The sequence below is a fragment of the Vibrio lamellibrachiae genome (genome assembly GCF_050337265.1).
GTDB classification, from domain to species: Bacteria; Pseudomonadota; Gammaproteobacteria; order Enterobacterales; family Vibrionaceae; genus Vibrio; species Vibrio kyushuensis.
This window is the reverse complement of record NZ_JAKJSU010000017.1, coordinates 35,334-54,563: the sequence shown is the minus strand read 5'-3', so window position 1 is coordinate 54,563 and position 19,230 is coordinate 35,334. Positions and strand designations below refer to the sequence as shown.

Below are 19,230 nucleotides of genomic sequence, written 5' to 3'. Positions count from 1 at the left end.
AGAGAATTCAGTTGCGTATAGGGGTAATGAATGCTGGTTGTTTTGGTTGAAGATAATGAAATATTGAATCACCATCTCTCTTCACAACTTCGTGATTTAGGACATACCGTGTATGCGGAAAAAACCGCTTCCGCTTGCCTACAAACCATTCAAAAACAGCCAAACGCAGAGGTCATGATCATCGACCTTGGCTTACCCGACTTCGATGGCTTCACCCTCATCAAGCAAATTCGCCGTAAAGAGATTGCTGTACCGATTCTAATATTAACCGCGCGTGGTGATTGGCAAGATAAGGTCGAAGGGCTTAACTGTGGTGCTGATGATTACCTCACTAAACCGTTTCAATTTGAAGAGCTGCACGCTCGTCTTGAGGCACTGGTACGACGTAATCAAGGCTTTTCAACGACACAAGTGAAAGCACAGAGCCTCACCTTAGACATTCAAGCTAAAAGCATCACCTACAACGATACACTGCTCGATTTAACCGCTTTAGAATTCCAAATTTTGGAATACTTGATTCGTCACAGTTTACAGATCATTTCTAAACAGCAGATAGCTGACTCACTGTATGCTCAAGGCGAAAGTGTTCAGATGAATAATATTGAAGTTATCGTATCTCGCTTGCGGAAAAAACTGGCTCTGCACACTCAAGACAAACTCATCAGTACCGTTCGCGGACAAGGTTACCGCTTCGAATTAGAAGCAAAGTAGTATGAAAAGACTGTATAACACTCAATTTAGACGCCGTATTTTTGCCGCCGCGGCCTCCATTCTTTTCTCCATGGTATTGACCAGCACTTGGTTCTATTACAACAGTCAAAGACACCAATTATTCGAAGATTACTCCAAAAATACACTGCGTGAGCTGCCGTCTGTCATCAATGAAATCCTCTCCTCAGGCCAACTTCCCCCCCTAACTCAGTGGGATCACTTTTATGCCAAAGAGTCTCCCAATACAAGCGTGATCTTATGTGATGGCGACAACCAGCAAGTCTGGACATCCATTGATGTTGAAAAAAGAGCCAACCGACTGGAAGAGTTAGGGATCTCTCACCTAAAAATTGACAACCTGTGCGCCGATTTAGATTTCCCTATCGATACTATTCGTTTGGTCGAGAAGCCGAGTGGCGCTGCGTTTATCGTCCATACTACTTTGTGGAAAGGCATCAAACAGAAGAAAGATGGCAAGGTCATTCTCACTCAAAGAGTGGAAGACAAAATGGAACCGATGCGCCAGCTAAAGTACACCACTGCGATCGTCCTAGTGATTGCTCTAGCGTTAATCACTGCGCTAATTTTTGTATTCTATCGAGTGAGCTTTGCCCCGTTTACTCGCTTAGAAAAAGAACTGCATGGAATTAAACTTGGCAAGCAAAACCAGTTAACCGAAGCCTACCCTGAAGATTTACATAATGTGACCAGCGCACTGAATGAGTTGCTGTATCAACAAAAGGAAACTCAGGAAAAGTACAAACGCTCTCTCAATGATCTAGCACACAGTCTAAAAACACGAGTAGCGGTATCTCAAGCCTTACTTGACCAACAAACCAATTCAAATTCTAGTGAGATAAATCGACATCTATTAGAGATGGACTCACTGATTCAAGGTCAATTAAAGCGTGCATCCCTTGGAGTAAAAGGCATAGCAACCACAGCTACTCCAATAAAGCCAACTCTAGATAGCTTGATTAATATGTTCAGTAAAATACACCGAGAAAGGGACATTCGAGTTACTCGCCAGTTCGACGACGATCAGAGAATGCCACTCAATAAAGATGACCTAATGGAGGTTTTTGGCAATATTCTAGAAAACACCTACCGTTTTGCAGTGAAAAAAATAGTCATCAGTGTGGTTGTAAATGACTCTCAAATGATCATTGAGGTTCTCAATGATGGTCCAGCAATCGATCCAGATATCAGTCAAAAGCTCTTTCAAAGAGGCGTCAGGGCCGATCAACAAAACACTGGAACGGGATTGGGCTTAGCACTGTGTGATGAAATTATTCACAGCTATAAAGGGGCGATTTGGTTTGATACACCGGACACCCCATCCATGGGCGTCTCACTTAAAATACTATTGCCGATCAGTTAAATATTAACTTGGGTTTTGAGTAGAAATATCAACGCGGCGATTGGTATGACGGCCTTCATCAGAATGATTACTGCTGATCGGGTGCGTTTCACCATCGGAGTACTGACTAAACCTCTGATTTGAGCTCGAAGTATCTTTCTCTTCTAAGTAATCAACCACCGCCTGAGAACGTTTAAGACCCAGCGCAACGTTATATGAAGCCTTACCTTTTGAATCGGTATTGCCTACTAACTTCAGCTCAGTATCACTGGTTTTTATGCGAGCTTTTATTTGGCTAAGCAGATAACGAGAGCGTGTATTTAGCTCGGACTTATCAAAATCAAATAAAACACGAGCCACCAACTCATGTTCGATCTCTTGATCGTCAGCAACCGCTCGACTCAACAAGTATTGAGCGCAATCCCTTTTTACCCCAACTTGAACCAATTGATCGTGCATGTAATCCATCACAGCCTGATTGGGGGTATTGGCTATTACCTGCATAAATGCCCCTTGATGGTACATAACTTTTTTCCCTTGCCCAACCGCCACTGATTGCTCATATTCTGCATTGCTAGTATCACAATATTGGAACAGCAGCTCATTAGTGCCTGCTTGTCGCTGAGTTGCCAACACTGAAAATGGCAGTGTCATCAATAGAGCCAAAATTATTAACGTCTTCATTTCAATTCTCTTTGGTTTAAATACATACTTCGGCCGTATAAATCAGCCCGATGACTACTTAGCAAGGTGACCGACTTCTTCAGTGATCAGAGACAATATTTGATTGAGGATGTCATCTTTATCTTCTGCTTTGTAAACATTCTCTTTACCAACGCAGTCTTTAAGGTTTTCATTTTCATCTAAATCATAATCAAATCCGATCACAGCCATTCTGGCATTCATTTGTTCCCCAGTAGGGGTCTTCATTCCTTGGCTAATACCACCTACAACTGAGATATCATCGTCGGTATTATCAGCTGTAACTGGACCTCCATTCACCATATTGATGATGTTGCTACACATTCCTCTTTTAATCAGCTTTGGCACTTGCTCTTCATAAAGATCGGAATCTTTACCATCTGATAGAATGATAATTAACTGCCTAGGATTTTCAGCCAGGGTTGTAATAATTTGCCCTGCACGTATTACACCTTGCAAAAAAGCGGTTCCTCCATGGGCCTTAAATCCATTCACCTTATTAATAAAGTTGGTGAAATTCGACGAATAAAAGATATCGTAAAACTCGGCTGTATCGTCTTCACTAGGAATACGTTGAGCGGCACCCTTTACTTCAAACTGAGCATTAATCGTTTTTTGTGGATAAAATATATCGTCTTTATCCCACCCATCTGGGTCATATTTGGTTATGCGCTGATCACGCATAATGAGCTTATTGTTCTTATTCTTATTCATTGTTCGACGGTTATACCCAGTGATAGAGACTCTGTGAGGCTGAGATGTGTTTATTTGGTTAAACTTCCCTAACTCTTCGGTCACTTCCTCAATAATGTCTTTAAGATCTTCAAATTTAGTATTTTCCCCGCCACTCCATTTATTATTCATAGACCCAGAAAAATCGACGACAAAAATGATATCCACCGGTTTACTCTGATAACGGCGAGCCTTTGAAGATCCCGTGACATCGAACGTATCACCAAAACCCACAATCAGGCCTTGCCCAGGGAACCAAGACTGATGCTGAGACTTGCCTGCAACACGATATTCAAAGTAACGCGCACCGCCCTGTTCTGCCTGCTCTGAGCAATCCGAAATTTCATCGCACGACAACTTATCCACTTTAATATCAATCAATGAATCCATGTCGTAGAGGTAGTGATCTATGTAGTCTTCTGCAAGTCGGTGGTTTTGGCTGTCTTCTGCAGAGACCGCTAATACCGCGGCTTCTGCCGCTTCTTCTAATCGAGCCTTAGTTTGCAATGCTCGTGCGCCGTCAGAACCCAGCATAAACACACCAAATAGCACTGGAACACAAATCGCGAACAATATGGCTGCATGACCAGATTGCTTAGCTAATGAATGCCTCATCACTATCTCCCAATCACAATAGAGTCCGACATCACATCGGTAAATTGAGTCCCGACTATGTCGCCAAACCAATTATCTGTTCGATAACACAATGTGACTCGATAGAGCGGCATTTGATGTCCCCAAACACTAACCACAGATAAATGAGATAGCTGGTCAATGGGCTGTGCCACTGGGCAAGTAATACTGCCTCGGATCTCACTGATAATCGGGTTTACTTGATCCACGCCTGAGAAGCTCAACTCCTCAACCAAAAGTCCATATTGCTTGCTGTCATAGTTAGCAAACGTACGCATCAATGAGTGTCGAGCGATTTTATCAACATCATCCACTTGCTTCGGTGTTAACTGAACACTGGCATTGTATAATTGAGTACGCTCTTTGATTACATTGACTAGCGAGTAAGACAATCGATCTAGCTTGCCTTTCACCGATAGCTTAATGATCACATCGCCACTGAATACCAACAACAAACTAAAAAAGAACCCGACGATAGCAAACTCAATGCTGAAGATGCCTTGCTGTCTATTTTTAGAAGCTGATTTAGTTTTAACAGGGGGTTTAGACTTCAAATTTCGATCTTTCATACTCTTGAACCACTATCATTTCTCGGCTGAGTAATCCGTCTAGCCCTAAGAAGTAACTAAAAATTGGGGTGAATGGGTAATTGATTTGGTAGATAGCCAGCGAAGATTGCTGTTCATTACCACACTCTTTTTGAGACTCGCTCGCACTGATTTGGCACTGATCGGTGATCTTCACTAGTTCACCTACCGAAGTCAGGTATTGAATAGTCACTTGAAAATTATCGCCATCAACCACGGTATTCCACATGCTGCCATCGCGGTGCAATACGCCCTGTACTGTCGCCATGTAATCACGAGAGCCTTTCTTTGCTTCGCGAGCTACCTCTGAAATCGCCAAATCGTTAATGGATGAGATATAAGACATGTAGCTCATCTCAACCCAAGCCATGCACATTAACCAAAAGGCGAAGAATCCAATCACAAACTCAATGCTTGCCACACCACTCTGTTTATTTTTCATATTGAATCGCTGAGAGTGCGAACGAACGGTTGTTAACACTCATCGGTTCAAATTTTTGCAGTGAGCGATAAATTTTTTCAATTTGGTGCTGGCTATAGTGATCAGACAGTACCTGCTGAACAAAGAGATAATGCCCTTGTTTCGCCATGCTTAAGGTTAGATTTGCCATTACTTGCTCGTCTGCTTGGTGGTTTTTATATAGCGGCATCAAACGCTTAGCCGCCGCTAAATAATCACCATCAGCAATATCCAACACGGCTAGATTATTGTTAACCGTGACGCCATCGTAAAAGTGTGCTCGAGCACGCTCGAAATAACGACGCGCCAACTCAAACTGATAGTTATAGCCATAATAAGTACCCAACATATTTTCAGCGTGGCTATTAATTGGCTCTATCTTTAGCGCACGGCTCGCCGCCGAAATTGCCGCAGGGTATTTCCCCATATCACCGTAGGCTTGCGAAAGAATCAAAAGCGCAGAGGCTGATGTTTTTTTCCCATCAACCACGGGTTTAATGTAAAACAGTGCCGATTCTGCATCGCCAAGCTGTAGATAGCTTTGTGCAAGCTTTTCCCGTATGGCCAAGCTGTCTTCACGCTGAAGTTGCGTCTTGTAAAGTTCCACCAACTGAGCATTGTTGTGAGTCTGTTGGTAAATCGCTTCTTTAGACTCTTCCTGCTGCCAGTTAGTTGAAGTCGAGCTGCACGCCATTAACCACAATGGCAGACTACATATCAGAATTTTCTTAAACATTTTGCATCATCCTCATCACCCCAGGAGCGGCAATAACGAATACGATCGGAATCAAGATGAAGACAATCAATGGAATCGACATCTTGGCGGCTAACTTCCCTATCTTTTCTTCCAGTTCTAGCATCTGTACTTCTCGTACATCACTAGCCAACATTGTTAGCATTTTATAAATGGACGAACCATGCTGCATACTTTGGGTGAGTGTCATAACGAAGCTACGCATTTCACTGCTTGGCACTTGTTGGTGCAACTCTTCTAGCGCCACCTCCATACCAACAACACGTGCTCTATTATTGGTTTTGTTCAGCAGGTAACCTAAGTCACGGTCAAAGCTTTGCATCTCTTTTGCTAGGTACTTAAATGATGCTTCTATAGTCATACCGCTTTGTACACATATAGCCATTAAATCAATCAGGTAAGGTAATTGACCCGTCAGCTTGTGTTGACGCTGCTTACTGCGCTGTGCAAGTACAATGTCGGGCAGTGCGATCGATATCATTGCCCAGCTACACATCAAAGCAACAATCTGATTGAGATCGATAGTCGACCACCAGCACACTAAGGCCAAACTGAACTCCCCAATCAATAAAGCGAGGTATTTCACCTGCATATAGATCGAGCTATAACGAGTTTGGTAAAAACCCGCATTGATAAAGCGCTGCTCCATCTGTTGTTCAGATGGGCTCACCAGCTGAGAAATCGGAAGCAATAAACTGTCTATCTGCTGCTGTCTTTGAGTCCGTTTATCGTGATCAGATTTAAACTGACTCACAATTCTTGCCACATTTTTCTCAGCAAAATATTGGCTAACCAACCAATAACACAGCAGTAGCCCGCCAAAATACAAACTGACCCAAACTAAAAACGATTTCCATTGGATATTCGCCAACAAAGAGAGTGTATGAGACATTATTTAACCCTCTTCATTAATGCCCAGATGATCACCAAGCCGATACTTTCACTGATCAGTAAATAATACAAAATGGGCCGACCCGCTTCAGTGAACATGAGGAACTCGAAGTTTTCAGGACTCAGAAACTGCAACATAAACAGAAAAACAAATGGTGTCGCACTGACAATCTTGGCGGATATTCGAGCCTCTGAGGTCATTGCAAATTTCTTTCTCTCAATCGCTCTCGCTTCAAACATTTGACGATTCAGCCGAGACATCACATCTTTCAGCTGACCGCCACGCTGCATATTGGCGCGCAAGGTTATAACGAAAAATTGAAACGATGGATAAGGGAAGCGCTGACAAGACTTTCGAAATACATCGTCAATCGGTTCTCCAAGCTTCAATCGTTCTGCCATCTTTTTAAACTCTTTTCCTACCTCTCCGGGGAGTCTTTTACCTACAAAACCAATGCCTCTACCAATGCTTTCCCCAGCTGATAATGAACTGGCTAGCATATTCAGTGCATCAGGAAAGCCCTCCTCAAATTGCTTTTTATCTCGACGTTGTAGCCAGAAATATCCCCATAACCAAGCGGCGATTAAAGCTGTTGGAATCACTTCCCATATAGGTAAACGAAGCATGTAATGGTTGATCAACGAGGCGAACAAGCCTACAAATCCACTAAATACCAACCACTTAATGACCGCCATCGAGCCCAGTTGCTGCTGAATTTGGCTCCAAAGACGTACAAAATGGGAAAGACCACCACCATAATCGATCCCGCTTAAGTGGATAGCTTGTCGAGGCCGAGTATTATCTAAGTCATCACGCTTCGTTTTTTTAAAGTACTCATCAATAGAGCAATTCTTTTGTGGAAAAAAAACAACAAGTAACAGGGTTATGCCCCCTAACACCAATAGCCAATGCATCGCGTTACCCCACTAGCTCAATCGCATCAATCAACTGTTGTAGCTGAGGTTCACAGCCAAAAAATCGAGCCTTTTTGAACAAGACTGAGCGGCTCATCACGCCAGAGGTTACATATCGGCCAGATAACTTGCCATCACTGTTCAGCCCTAAGGCTTCGAAAGAAAACAACTCTTCCAACACAACGTTATCGCCTTCCACACTCACCACCTCAGAGATGCTGATCACCTTCCTTGAACCATCATGCAGGCGAGTTATCTGGACAATAATATCAACAGCACTAACCACAGAGCGGCGAATCGCTTCTAATGGCAGGTTGTTCGTCGCCATCATCACCATAGCTTCCACACGTGATAGTGCATCGCGTGGACTGTTGGCGTGCAGTGTAGACATTGAGCCATCATGGCCAGTGTTCATCGCTTGAAGCATTTCAAACGCTTCTGGACCACGGCACTCCCCAACAATAATTCGATCAGGGCGCATACGCAGCGAGTTAATCACCAAGTCACGTGAGGTAATGGCACCAGTTCCTTCAATACCAGCAAGGCGCGTTTCCATGCGAGCCACATGCGGTTGCTGAAGCCTTAATTCGGCCGTATCTTCAATTGTCACGATACGTTCCGTTTGAATAATGTGCTGCGACAACGCATTCAGCAACGTAGTTTTTCCCGCACCAGTGCCGCCTGAAATCAGTATATTCAATCGGCAGCGAGCCGCTAACGCCAATAGCTGCGCCATTTCCGAACTTAACGCACCAAGTTGAACCAGTTCATCAAAATTAATAGCTTGATGACGAAACTTACGGATCGAAATTAGCGTACCATCCAAGGCGATTGGAGCAATGACGATATTAACTCGACTGCCGTCTTCTAAGCGGGCATCACACGTCGGTGACGACTCATCAACACGGCGTCCAATTCGACTAGCGATGCGTTTAGCTATTTCAACCAACTGCTGTTCGTTAATAAACTGAATCTGAGCCCGTTCGACTAATCCATTGCGCTCGATAAAGACTTGTTGATGACCATTGATCATGATGTCACTGATGCTGTCGTCATCCATCAACACCTGCAGCGGCCCTAACCCAACAAGCTCATTACTCAGACTTGTTACGTATTCTTGCTTAACCAGTGCGGAAACCGGCAGTTGCTCACGGCTAATCAACACCTCAACAGCATGCGCTAGCTGCTTTTCTAACTCAGGTGTCGACAGTGACTCAATGGCACTGGCGTCTAATGCTTCAAATATTTGCTGGCGTAGCTGCAAATAAACTTGTTTTGATTGCTGCATACCACGCTACCTCTTAAACCAAGTAAGCCATGGCATTTTCGGTTTTTTGGGTACTTGCTCACCCAACAGCCTGTCCATCAACTGTTGTAGCCCTTCACACATCGGTGAATTCGTTTCTGTGATCAGGTCGCCCTGTAAAAGGTATTGGTTGGCCTTGTGATCAAATTCAATATTGCAGTCAGCGGCTTGGCCAAAATGCTTGATCACATCCGCTTTTGATACCGACGCGGCATTATGTGGACGAGCATGATTCATGACCGTCACTATTGTCATCTCAGGGAACTCTGCTTTAACACTGTCCGTTATTCGGTTGAGCTCTCTCAATGATGAAACCGTTGCATCAAATACCAAAACTAATGAGTCAACACTATTAAGTGCACGATAAAGTTCTTTCTGTGTAAGAACGCTATGAGAGTAATCTTCAATAATGAATGAGCTATTCTGTTCCACTTGTTTGGTCAGTGCTTGGGTATATTCATGCAGGTCACTGCGCGTGAAGTCTTGTGACTCCACCGCTAGGATCGATAGGTTGTTTTCCAAGTTCTGTACTAAATTGGACGCCAAAGAGGTATCAACGGCCGACACTAGCGTGCCTTTTTGTACATTACGTTTTTGAAACGTCTTTAGACCGAGCAACACATCAAGATTACTGCCGGTGTAGGTGTGATCGACCAATAGCGTAGGTAACAAGTGCTGCTTTGCCAAACCTCGTGACACCTCGCTCGCTACCAACGACGTTCCCACGCCCCCTTTTACACCTAAAAACGCGATTTGCTTCGCTTTTCGGATTCGAGCTACACCCTGTTGCTGCTGATGATTCGTCAATACACCGCGATAAAAGTCGGTCACCTCTAGTTCACTGGCTGGCCAGAAAAGGTAATAAAAGCCGAGTTTCTTGAGATCACGGATGGTCGAAATCGCATCTTCACTTCCAATGATAACCACCGATAAATGTGTAGGTAGCTGAAGAGCAATTTTCTGAGCATCCTGCACCACGTTATCGCTGTCATTTAATTCAACTAGCACCACTTTTACATCATGGTAGTCCGCCAGTTTCAGAGCATTTGTCGTTTGATTGCTCATGGTGATGGGTTCGGCTAAACCCTCAAAACGAAACGCTTTAGATAGAAGTGAACGGCACAACTCAGTTTGAAAAAGTAACGCACATTGATTCTGTGTCTGAGGAGCTTGCTCTTCCTTTGCGCTCAACTTATCGACCAAATTAAACATATTCGCAGACCTTAATTTCGTGAAGGTTTTTATTAAGCTGAATTACAGGGATTTTTCTGGGTTAACCATGGATTGCCAACGGCTTCCATCGGTATAACAACCCATGTGTCCGTAGCCGTAGTAACCCACTTTATCCTGCTGGCAGACGGCCAATCGAACCTGTACTCGCGTCGCGTTGACTTCCAGCATGTAGCGACTGCTTGGCGCTAATACTTGCTGCGTAATTTGTTCTGAAGAGATCCTGTGTTGAGTTAGCCTCTCTTGCAGTGCAGACAACAGCTTCTCACCTTTATTGTCTTTAACCGCGAGTGTCCAATCAGCAGTACTTCCCTGTAACTGATATTGGACAATGAACTCATCAAATTTCTGTGTCGCTTGCTCTAAATCATCACTGGCGATCTTTAAGTGATAAGTAATTGGGGCCATCTCCACTGAGGTTCCGGTTGCTTCAATCACATGATCTGCGCAACCCACTAAACTGCTCGTCAACAATATGGCTAATAAATAACATTTCATTGCTTAAATCCCCCAGCGGCTAGTATTTCATTTGCCCAACGTTGATCAGATTTTTCATACTCACCATCAAGGGCCAAAAAACGCTTTAATGTGCCGGTTTTCTCCATCGTGGGCAGTTGAATTTGGCTCGCTTTCACCGGTTGAACTAAGTTCACCGTCGCAACAATCACCAACTCCGTCTTATTTCTCTCCGTCCCGGTATGACGAAACAGCGCACCAAGAATAGGAATATCGCCAACAAATGGAATGCGAGTCAGAGATTCACGCTCTTCACTGTTTAACAACCCACCCAAGACAAAGCTCTGCCCGTCACCGAGTTCAACAGTCGTTTGCGCACGCCGAGTTTTCAGTGCGGGTAAATCATAGAGTTCATTGCTGTATTGAACGTCTAGGGAACTGACTTCAGGCGTTAAGGCGAGCTTGATTTTGTCATCTCGCAGAACTTTTGCCATTAGCTCTAAGCGCACCCCAAACTCTTTATAGTCAACATTAGTTGAACCATCGTTGGTGGTGATAACAGGCAATTCACCCCCCACTAAAAAGCTGGCTTTTTCACCAGAAATTACCGACAAATTAGGTTCTGCAAGTATCTGCCCGACTTGATCAGAGCCAACGGCTGAGATCACCGAAACGATGTCGCTTGCACTAAAGTGGGTTAGTTGATCAACGAAGATGCCCGCATTGCCAGCACTCCCTACTTTGATACCAAAGTCTTGAATAAAAGAGTGGGATACTTCTGCTATTGTAAGCTTCACGTTGACTTGCTTAGTCGCGCTCACTTCAATATTATTCACCACCCCTCGATAACGACGCTTAGTCATAAACTCGATGCTCAAATCATCCACAGGGGCCTCATTCTCAGAAGAGAAGCCCTGTTCCACCTCTTTCTTACCCAGCAGCTCACCTACCATTTGGTAAATGTTGTCTTTCTCTAACTCAGACGCCACCAAACCACTCAAAATGATGTTTTCACCAATGCCGTAAACCGTTACTTTCGCTAGAGGGTATTGAATTTTTATCTGTTGAACGATGTCAGTATAACTGCGATTGACCACCAACTGTTTGTTCACCAATTCATTGCCTTTTTGATCAAAGGCGATAAAAGTCGTTGTTCCTAACTGGCGACCAAACACAACAATTTTATGCGCATCAATAACTTGGTAATCAGCCACGTTTTGATCGGAGATAAACACCGACGCCGCCTCACCCGATACAGTGATGGTCGTCGCCTGTCCTTCTGTTAGGTTGGTTAGGCTAGAAGCGAAGACCAATGGTGATAAAATCAAAATTGCAGCAAAAGCCAATACTCGTTTTTTCATCACACACAGCCTTATTTAAATCGATATTCACGAATTTCATCACGCTGACCCGACACGCTTATGACATCGCTCGAATCTGCTTTTAAATCGTCTGAGAACTCTTTACCAATCGACTTATGCACTTCAATCTCTGCAATTTTCTTGGCAACGGTTAACTGTGCCACTTGTCGGTTGGTTACTTGCAACACCAAAGTCACTTCGGTCATTTTTTCACTGCTTAGCGTGCTGACCGACTTCTCGCGACTGATCATGTCCAAGACTGGCACTTGAGCGAGCAGTGGAGTCATGGTCAGGTGTTGAATATCATCGATAGTCTTGTCATTAGCCAAATTCTGTTTTGGTGCTGACAACACGGATATATCCACTAAGTCCCCGACAACAATCGTTCCTCCGACGACATCAACACCCGGAACGGTCACATTAAATGGGACAAAACCTGGCTTAATCACGGTGGTAAGATAATCAGCACGACCCGGTGAGGTCAGTAACTCTTGAGTCACAATGTCATCTTTGACGAGGTTTTGTTTGGCGAACAGGTTTGACTGCCAATCAAACTGAGTGTCAGACGTTAGGCCATGTAACCCCGCTTGTTGGCGCGTTAAATAAACCACTTGAAAGTGATGACGAGTCACTCTTTCACCCTGAGCCACATCACGTTTAAGCTGCCACGCTAATATTTTCGGTTCAGGTTGATTTACCTGAGAGGTCGTAACCTCATTAACTGGCGCCTCTTGTGTCGCGACGCCATAAAGCCCAATAGATATAGCAACCACTGCTAGACCAAGAATGATTTTTGAATTCATCTTTTAACCTATAACGATGCAGCTATAGCTAATAAGCTTCCCAAACAGATTGGTACTGCATAAGGAACACCGCGCTGAGTCCAACTCACATCACCAGTCAATCGACCGATAACCCACTGACTTACCGCTAACACGCCACCTAATACGCCAATCACCACAACCGTTATCGAGAAAAACTGCGGAGCAATCACCAGGCTAAATGCGGAAAGCAATTTGCTGTCTCCCGCGGCCAATAGCCCTAATTTGAATAGCACGCTCCCAATCAACAACACAGCCAAAGGCTGTATGAGCTGCTGGGCTTCACCGTGAAATTCCAGTAACGATAGATTCCACAGTGCTATACATAACACCAAGCGATTACTGACTTCTCTATATTTACAGTCGGAGTAGCAAGCGTAAGTAGCCATGGCGGCTAAGACTGTTAGCCACCATAAATTCATCAGCAGGGGCCTTTATTCGCCAATAGCCGGTGATAACGCAACATCATTTGCATCAGTAATATTTTGTGAGATGTTCGCAACAGCATCATTCAGTGCCGCAGTTAAACCGTCACCAAATACCGCCAATACGATAGCTGACATGCACACGCCTAGAATGGCGTATTCAATCGCTGTCACGCCGCGTTCATCATTTTTAAATGTTTCAATAAACAGCTGAGTTTTAACGAATAAACGAGTAATCATTACCTTCTCCAAAAGAATATTAAGTTGTTTTGTCTTCAGGAAAGATAATATTCAGTGCACTATTTTTGAGCAATAAAAGAGTGACCATCCTCACATTTAGCTGACAGTTTCCTCATTTTCATTCAGTTTGAGTTCAGTTTTGTCTAACGGAAATGATTGGCTAGGATTAGAGAAACAGAAGTTTTTTTAAGAAGGCGTGATTTCTCGCTTTGCGTCGCAAAAACATTGAGGTATGTTCAAGGATTACTCTGGTGGCAAGCATACCGCAGGCCTTAATAATACATACAAGCAATCGCAATGAATTAGGTATAAGAAACAATGCAATTTTCTAAGTTTGGTGAAAAGTTTAATCAGTACTCCGGTATTACCCAGTTAATGGACGACTTAAATGATGGTCTTCGCACGCCTGGTGCCATCATGCTCGGTGGTGGAAACCCTGCCGCGATTCCCGCCATGCTCGATTACTTTCGCCAAGCCAGTGAAGAGATGCTCGCCAGTGGAGAGCTAATTGCCTCTATGACCAACTACGATGGTCCTCAAGGTAAAGACGTTTTTGTTAAAGGACTCGCTAAATTATTCAAAGAGACCTACGGCTGGGACATTTCTGAAAAGAACATCAGCCTCACCAATGGCAGCCAAAGTGGTTTTTTCTACCTGTTCAATCTATTAGCGGGTCAACAATCAGATGGTTCGCATAAGAAAATCTTACTGCCCCTTGCTCCTGAGTACATTGGCTATGGCGACGCAGGCATTGATGAAGATATCTTTGTTTCTTATCACCCTGAAATTGAGATGCTTGATAATGGGCTGTTTAAGTATCATGTCGATTTCGAGAAGCTCAAAGTAGACGACTCTATAGCCGCTATCTGCGCATCTCGCCCAACCAACCCAACGGGCAACGTTCTTACCGACGAAGAGATTCAAAAGCTCGATAAGTTGGCCCGTGAAAATAATATTCCACTGATCATCGATAACGCGTACGGACTACCGTTCCCAAATATTATCTTCGAAGATGTAAAACCGTTTTGGAATGAAAATACCATCCTGTGTATGAGTCTATCGAAACTCGGCCTACCGGGCGTTCGTTGTGGCATTGTCATTGCGAGTGAAGAAGTCACACAAGCACTGACCAATATGAACGGTATCATCAGCCTAGCACCGGGCAGTATAGGTCCTGCAATTGCCAGCCATATGATTGAAAAAGGCGACTTACTTAAACTCAGCAGTAATGTAATTAAGCCTTTCTATCAGCACAAATCTCAACGAGCGGTCGAGCTGCTACAAAAAGAAATTACTGACCCTCGCTTTAGAATCCATAAGCCTGAGGGGGCAATATTCCTTTGGCTTTGGTTTGATGAACTGCCTATCACTACCATGGAGCTGTATAAGCGTCTCAAAGCACGTGGCGTGTTAATTGTACCTGGTGAATACTTTTTCATAGGACAAAAGGAAGAGTGGGATCATGCTCACCAATGTGTTCGTATGAATTACGTACAGAGCGATGATATGATGAGCAAAGGCATCGCTATTATTGCTGAAGAAGTCAGTAAGGCTTACTCGGCTTGATAGTTGATTTAGCGCACTAGAAATGGGTTAAGGAGGATTACGATGGGAACCATCATTGGTTTTTTCGTTTTAGCCGCGATTGCTTATGTGATCCACAAGCGTACAGGACTTTCTCTAACAAAGTTTGTTGAAAAGAAATACGCCGATCATCAGGCAAAAGCGAAGAAGTAATCAGACATCTTCTTACTTAATACTTAAAGCAAGAACAAACTAAAAAGAGCGCCTCCTTAACCAAGAGTGCGCTCTTTCTCTACCTTATTGCTGAAGAAGCTGAAAAGGCTTACCAAGCTAAGTAAGGCTTGAAACAGTCCAAAGCGTTGCTTTGGACTGTTTCATTTTATAATGCAGGAATCTTTTCACAATTAAAGAAAGCAGCTTCAACCGTAGAAGATCGCTCGTAAACACCACCAAACGACGATGAGCCAGCGAAGCCACGATTAACATAGTTCGCACCCATTGCCGCGGCTTCTTCACCAAATGTTGAGTTAATTTGCTGCTCTTCGTCCATCTCACTTGAGCCAAGAGAGACAATCCCCAAAATACTTTGAGAATTTGGGTTAAACGCTGAGTGCCCTTTCAATTGGCAGTTCGCTGATTTTTCTAAATTAGAGTAAGCAATTCGAATTGTTTCACCATTAGTGGCGATATAATCCGACGCAAGTGGCGCTACAAGGCTTGAGCAACCAGAGACAGCAACTACTAACGCCGTCAATACAACCTTTCTCATTCCATTTACCTTATCAATGTATTTTCCGGTGCAGAAGGTACTGATTAGCGATGATGAGCACAATAAAAAAGAGCGCCAATATGCGCTCTTTCATCTTCCTATCTCAACACTGAGACAGACAATTAACCTTCGACTAGGTTACTACCGTTAATCGCAATTTTGCGCGGCTGCATTGCTTCTGGGATTTCACGGACAAGTTCAACATGAAGCAAGCCATTTTCCATTGTTGCACCAAGCACTTTTACATAATCAGCCAATTGGAATTTACGCTCAAAATCGCGCTCAGCAATCCCTTGATAAACGTAGTTTTTACCTTCTTCAGGTTTACGTTCACCACGAACAATCAGCATGTTCTCTTTTTGAGTAATATCGATTTGCTCATCAGCAAAGCCAGCCACCGCCATGGTAATACGGTAGTTATTTTCATCTTGCTGCTCGATATTGTACGGAGGGTAACCGCCTTGAGTATTCTTAGCGTTGTTGGTTTCCATCAAGTTAAACAGACGGTCAAAACCAATAGCGTTGCGGTATAAAGGTGAGAAATCTACGTTGCGCATAATACTATCCTCTTAAATTAAGCAATAGTCTCAGTCACTCAGCATAAGGCTGAAATGTACTGAGCAATTCAAACATCACTCCTCTGGCTCTATTAGCTCTGGGACATGAAGTGAACCTTAAATCAAATTGTGTACTGCTTAAGTCTTCCTCTCTTGAGCGAAGCTAAGTCAGTGGTTTCCGAGGCCCTCTGTCTTTTCATTTAATGAACAAGCAAGGCATCCTCTTCACAAATAGATATGTGGACAAGCAAAAATGTTTTCAAGGGATTATTTGAAGATATTTTTATAGCTATTATTTTTCAGTACGTTAGAAACAAAAAAAACACCGCCAAATAGGCGGTGTTTTTCATGTTTAGTTCTAATTTGGTCTATACATCCAAGTTAGCAACTTTCAGCGCATTCTCTTCAATGAAATTACGACGAGGTTCAACTTGGTCACCCATTAGCGTTGTAAACAACAGGTCAGCACCAACAGCATCTTCAATCGTTACTTGCATCATACGACGCGTTTCAGGATCCATTGTCGTTTCCCAAAGCTGATCTGGATTCATCTCACCTAGACCTTTGTAGCGCTGTAGACTTAGACCACGACGAGACTCTTTAATTAACCACTCAAGTGCTTCAGAGAAGCTGTCGATTGGCAATGTGCGTTCGCCACGCTTGATGTAAGCACCCTCTTCAATTAACCCGAAAAGCGCTTCAGATAGCGATGCTAGTCTGCCGTACTCTTTCGAGTTAATAAGGTCGATGCTCAGAACGTGCTCATGGGTCACACCGTGAGTACGAACCACAATCTTAGGCAGGTTTAAACCTAGCTCAGCATGCTGCTCAACCTCAAGGCTATATTGGCTTGCACCCACTTCTTTAGCATTAAGCTGTGAAATCAGCTGATTACCCCAAGCTTCCACAGCGGCAGCATCATGACACTGCTCTGCTGTTAAGCGTGGCGTGTAGATAAACTCATGAATTAGAGAGCGCGGGTAACGACGGCTCATACGATCAACTAGCTTAATACCAGAGTTGTACTGTTGAACCAGTTTCTCTAGTGCTTCACCAGAAAATGCAGGTGCTTCAGCGTTAACATGCAGTGATGCATTATCCAGAGCTAAAGATACTTGGAACTGGCTCATTGCATCTTCATCTTTAATGTACTGCTCTTGCTTACCTTTCTTCACTTTGTAAAGTGGTGGCTGAGCAATGTAGATGTAACCACGTTCAATAAGCTCTGGCATTTGACGATAGAAGAACGTCAGCAGTAGCGTACGGATGTGAGAACCATCGACATCGGCATCGGTCATGATGATGATGTTGTGGTAACGCAGTTTATCTGGGTTATATTCGTCGCGACCAATACCACAACCTAATGCAGTAATTAGAGTTGCCACTTCTTGAGAAGAGAGCATTTTATCAAAACGCGCTTTCTCAACGTTTAGGATTTTACCTTTCAGTGGCAAAATCGCTTGGTTCTTACGGTTACGCCCCTGCTTGGCTGATCCGCCAGCAGAGTCTCCTTCCACAATATACAGTTCAGATTGTGCAGGATCTTTTTCCTGACAGTCCGCAAGTTTACCTGGAAGACCCGCTAAATCTAACGCGCCTTTACGACGAGTCATTTCACGTGCTTTACGCGCTGCATCACGAGCTCGTGCTGCATCAATAATCTTGGTACAAACAATCTTCGCTTCACCCGGGTTCTCAATAAGGAACTCAGACAGCTTCTCACCCATTGTTGATTCAACGGCTGATTTAACTTCAGATGAAACCAATTTATCTTTGGTTTGGCTAGAGAACTTAGGATCTGGCACTTTCACCGATACGATTGCCGTCAAACCTTCACGAGCATCATCACCAGAGGTCGAGGTTTTCGCTTTCTTAGAGAAGCCTTCTTTGTCCATGAAGCTGTTTAACGTACGAGTTAGCGCGCCACGGAAACCAGCTAAGTGAGCACCACCATCACGCTGAGGGATGTTATTGGTGAAACAGTAGATGTTCTCTTGGTAACCATCATTCCACTGCATCGCAACTTCAACCGTAATACCGTCTTCACGTTCATGATCGAAATGGAAGATTTTCTGGATGATCGGCGTTTTATTGGTGTTTAGATGCTCTACGAATGCTTGGATACCGCCTTCGTATTCGAAGTGATCCATTTTGTCTTCTTCACGCTCATCAATTAGCTTGATAGATACGCCAGAATTTAGGAACGAAAGCTCACGCAGACGTTTTGCTAAGATATCGTAATGGAATTCAATATTGGTGAAGGTCTCTTCACTTGGCCAGAAGCGAATCTCAGTACCGGTTTTATCAGTAGTACCCGTTACAGCTAAAGGCGCTTGAGGTTCACCATGGCAGTATGTCTGCTCATGAACTTCACCAGCACGGAGGATAGTTAACGTCACCTTCTTAGACAGTGCGTTTACAACTGAAACACCTACGCCGTGTAGACCACCCGATACTTTGTATGAGTTATCATCGAACTTACCACCAGCGTGAAGAACCGTCATGATAACTTCAGCAGCAGAAACTTTCTCTTCTGGGTGTAATTCTGTTGGGATACCACGGCCGTCATCTCGTACGGATACAGAGCTGTCCTCATGAATAGTCACAATGATGTCATTACAGTGACCTGCTAACGCTTCATCAATTGAGTTATCCACCACCTCAAAGACCATGTGGTGTAGACCGGTGCCATCATCTGTGTCGCCGATGTACATACCCGGACGCTTACGTACTGCATCCAGACCCTTTAGTACCTTAATACTCGATGAATCGTAATTTTCAGACATGAATTACTCT

General features: G+C 43.9%; 21 protein-coding genes. 4 read left to right on the top strand and 17 right to left on the bottom strand.

Annotated features, from left to right (window positions below; genetic code table 11):
• Positions 1–30 precede the first annotated feature (30 nt).
• Complete coding sequence (locus tag L4C54_RS22320; RefSeq protein WP_428809848.1) at positions 31–711, top strand: response regulator; 681 nt, start codon at positions 31–33, stop codon at positions 709–711.
• Between the two features lies 1 nt (position 712).
• A complete protein-coding gene (locus tag L4C54_RS22315; protein ID WP_428809847.1) occupies positions 713–2,092 on the top strand; it encodes an ATP-binding protein in 1,380 nt (459 codons plus the stop codon).
• Positions 2,093–2,095: 3 nt separating this feature from the next.
• On the opposite strand, the gene L4C54_RS22310 is transcribed toward L4C54_RS22315, so the two are convergent.
• The 14 genes from L4C54_RS22310 to L4C54_RS22245 are packed head-to-tail and all read right to left on the bottom strand — an operon-like array spanning position 2,096 to position 13,584.
• On the bottom strand, positions 2,096–2,755 hold the full coding sequence (locus tag L4C54_RS22310) for an OmpA family protein (RefSeq protein WP_428809846.1): 660 nt from the start codon (positions 2,753–2,755) through the stop codon (positions 2,096–2,098).
• Positions 2,756–2,809: 54 nt separating this feature from the next.
• Positions 2,810–4,120 (bottom strand): TadE/TadG family type IV pilus assembly protein, encoded by a 1,311-nt coding sequence (locus L4C54_RS22305; protein ID WP_428809845.1) that lies wholly within the window; start codon positions 4,118–4,120, stop codon positions 2,810–2,812.
• Between the two features lie 2 nt (positions 4,121–4,122).
• Complete coding sequence (gene tadF, locus L4C54_RS22300) at positions 4,123–4,707, bottom strand: tight adherence pilus pseudopilin TadF (protein WP_428809844.1); 585 nt, start codon at positions 4,705–4,707, stop codon at positions 4,123–4,125.
• Positions 4,682–5,167, bottom strand: a complete 486-nt coding sequence (locus L4C54_RS22295) for a TadE/TadG family type IV pilus assembly protein (RefSeq protein WP_428809843.1) — start codon at positions 5,165–5,167, stop codon at positions 4,682–4,684. The genes tadF and L4C54_RS22295 overlap by 26 nt, the downstream gene beginning before the upstream one ends.
• Positions 5,157–5,921: a tetratricopeptide repeat protein gene (locus L4C54_RS22290; protein ID WP_428809842.1), complete on the bottom strand. Its 765-nt coding sequence runs from the start codon at positions 5,919–5,921 to the stop codon at positions 5,157–5,159. Before L4C54_RS22290 ends, L4C54_RS22295 begins: the two co-directional genes overlap by 11 nt.
• Positions 5,914–6,831 carry a type II secretion system F family protein gene (locus L4C54_RS22285; RefSeq protein ID WP_428809841.1) on the bottom strand — a complete coding sequence of 306 codons (918 nt, stop codon included), beginning with the start codon at positions 6,829–6,831 and terminating at the stop codon, positions 5,914–5,916. Before L4C54_RS22285 ends, L4C54_RS22290 begins: the two co-directional genes overlap by 8 nt.
• Positions 6,831–7,745, bottom strand: coding sequence for a type II secretion system F family protein (locus L4C54_RS22280; protein WP_428809840.1), 915 nt, complete (start codon positions 7,743–7,745; stop codon positions 6,831–6,833). Before L4C54_RS22280 ends, L4C54_RS22285 begins: the two co-directional genes overlap by 1 nt.
• A 4-nt stretch (positions 7,746–7,749) precedes the next feature.
• Positions 7,750–9,033 (bottom strand): TadA family conjugal transfer-associated ATPase, encoded by a 1,284-nt coding sequence (locus L4C54_RS22275; protein WP_428809839.1) that lies wholly within the window; start codon positions 9,031–9,033, stop codon positions 7,750–7,752.
• A 6-nt stretch (positions 9,034–9,039) separates the two neighbouring features.
• Positions 9,040–10,263, bottom strand: a complete 1,224-nt coding sequence (locus L4C54_RS22270; protein ID WP_428809838.1) for a CpaE/TadZ family protein — start codon at positions 10,261–10,263, stop codon at positions 9,040–9,042.
• 42 nt (positions 10,264–10,305) lie between these two features.
• Complete coding sequence (locus tag L4C54_RS22265; protein WP_428809837.1) at positions 10,306–10,779, bottom strand: hypothetical protein; 474 nt, start codon at positions 10,777–10,779, stop codon at positions 10,306–10,308.
• Positions 10,776–12,098 carry a type II and III secretion system protein family protein gene (locus tag L4C54_RS22260; RefSeq protein WP_428809836.1) on the bottom strand — a complete coding sequence of 441 codons (1,323 nt, stop codon included), beginning with the start codon at positions 12,096–12,098 and terminating at the stop codon, positions 10,776–10,778. Before L4C54_RS22260 ends, L4C54_RS22265 begins: the two co-directional genes overlap by 4 nt.
• Positions 12,099–12,109: 11 nt before the next feature.
• On the bottom strand, positions 12,110–12,901 hold the full coding sequence (locus L4C54_RS22255) for an RcpC/CpaB family pilus assembly protein (RefSeq protein ID WP_428809835.1): 792 nt from the start codon (positions 12,899–12,901) through the stop codon (positions 12,110–12,112).
• A gap of 8 nt (positions 12,902–12,909) precedes the next feature.
• A complete protein-coding gene (locus L4C54_RS22250) occupies positions 12,910–13,341 on the bottom strand; it encodes an A24 family peptidase (protein WP_428809834.1) in 432 nt (143 codons plus the stop codon).
• 12 nt (positions 13,342–13,353) lie between these two features.
• Positions 13,354–13,584 carry a Flp family type IVb pilin gene (locus L4C54_RS22245; protein ID WP_428809833.1) on the bottom strand — a complete coding sequence of 77 codons (231 nt, stop codon included), beginning with the start codon at positions 13,582–13,584 and terminating at the stop codon, positions 13,354–13,356.
• 318 nt (positions 13,585–13,902) lie between these two features.
• Between L4C54_RS22245 and L4C54_RS22240 the strand changes: the two genes are divergently transcribed.
• Together L4C54_RS22240 and L4C54_RS22235 are read left to right on the top strand one after the other, a co-directional pair.
• Positions 13,903–15,150 carry a valine--pyruvate transaminase gene (locus L4C54_RS22240; RefSeq protein ID WP_428809832.1) on the top strand — a complete coding sequence of 416 codons (1,248 nt, stop codon included), beginning with the start codon at positions 13,903–13,905 and terminating at the stop codon, positions 15,148–15,150.
• Positions 15,151–15,192: 42 nt separating this feature from the next.
• The gene (locus L4C54_RS22235; RefSeq protein ID WP_428803857.1) at positions 15,193–15,321 is read left to right on the top strand and encodes a hypothetical protein; all 129 of its coding nucleotides are present in this window, start codon (positions 15,193–15,195) and stop codon (positions 15,319–15,321) included.
• A gap of 166 nt (positions 15,322–15,487) precedes the next feature.
• Here L4C54_RS22235 and L4C54_RS22230 read toward each other — a convergent pair whose 3' ends face one another.
• The 3 genes from L4C54_RS22230 to gyrB all read right to left on the bottom strand — a co-directional run bounded on the left by L4C54_RS22230 (position 15,488) and on the right by gyrB (position 19,220).
• Positions 15,488–15,877 carry a hypothetical protein gene (locus tag L4C54_RS22230; protein ID WP_428809831.1) on the bottom strand — a complete coding sequence of 130 codons (390 nt, stop codon included), beginning with the start codon at positions 15,875–15,877 and terminating at the stop codon, positions 15,488–15,490.
• Positions 15,878–15,999: 122 nt separating this feature from the next.
• The gene (locus L4C54_RS22225; protein WP_428809830.1) at positions 16,000–16,434 is read right to left on the bottom strand and encodes an Hsp20 family protein; all 435 of its coding nucleotides are present in this window, start codon (positions 16,432–16,434) and stop codon (positions 16,000–16,002) included.
• A 368-nt stretch (positions 16,435–16,802) separates the two neighbouring features.
• Positions 16,803–19,220: a DNA topoisomerase (ATP-hydrolyzing) subunit B gene (gene gyrB / locus L4C54_RS22220; protein WP_428809829.1), complete on the bottom strand. Its 2,418-nt coding sequence runs from the start codon at positions 19,218–19,220 to the stop codon at positions 16,803–16,805.
• Positions 19,221–19,230 lie beyond the last annotated feature (10 nt).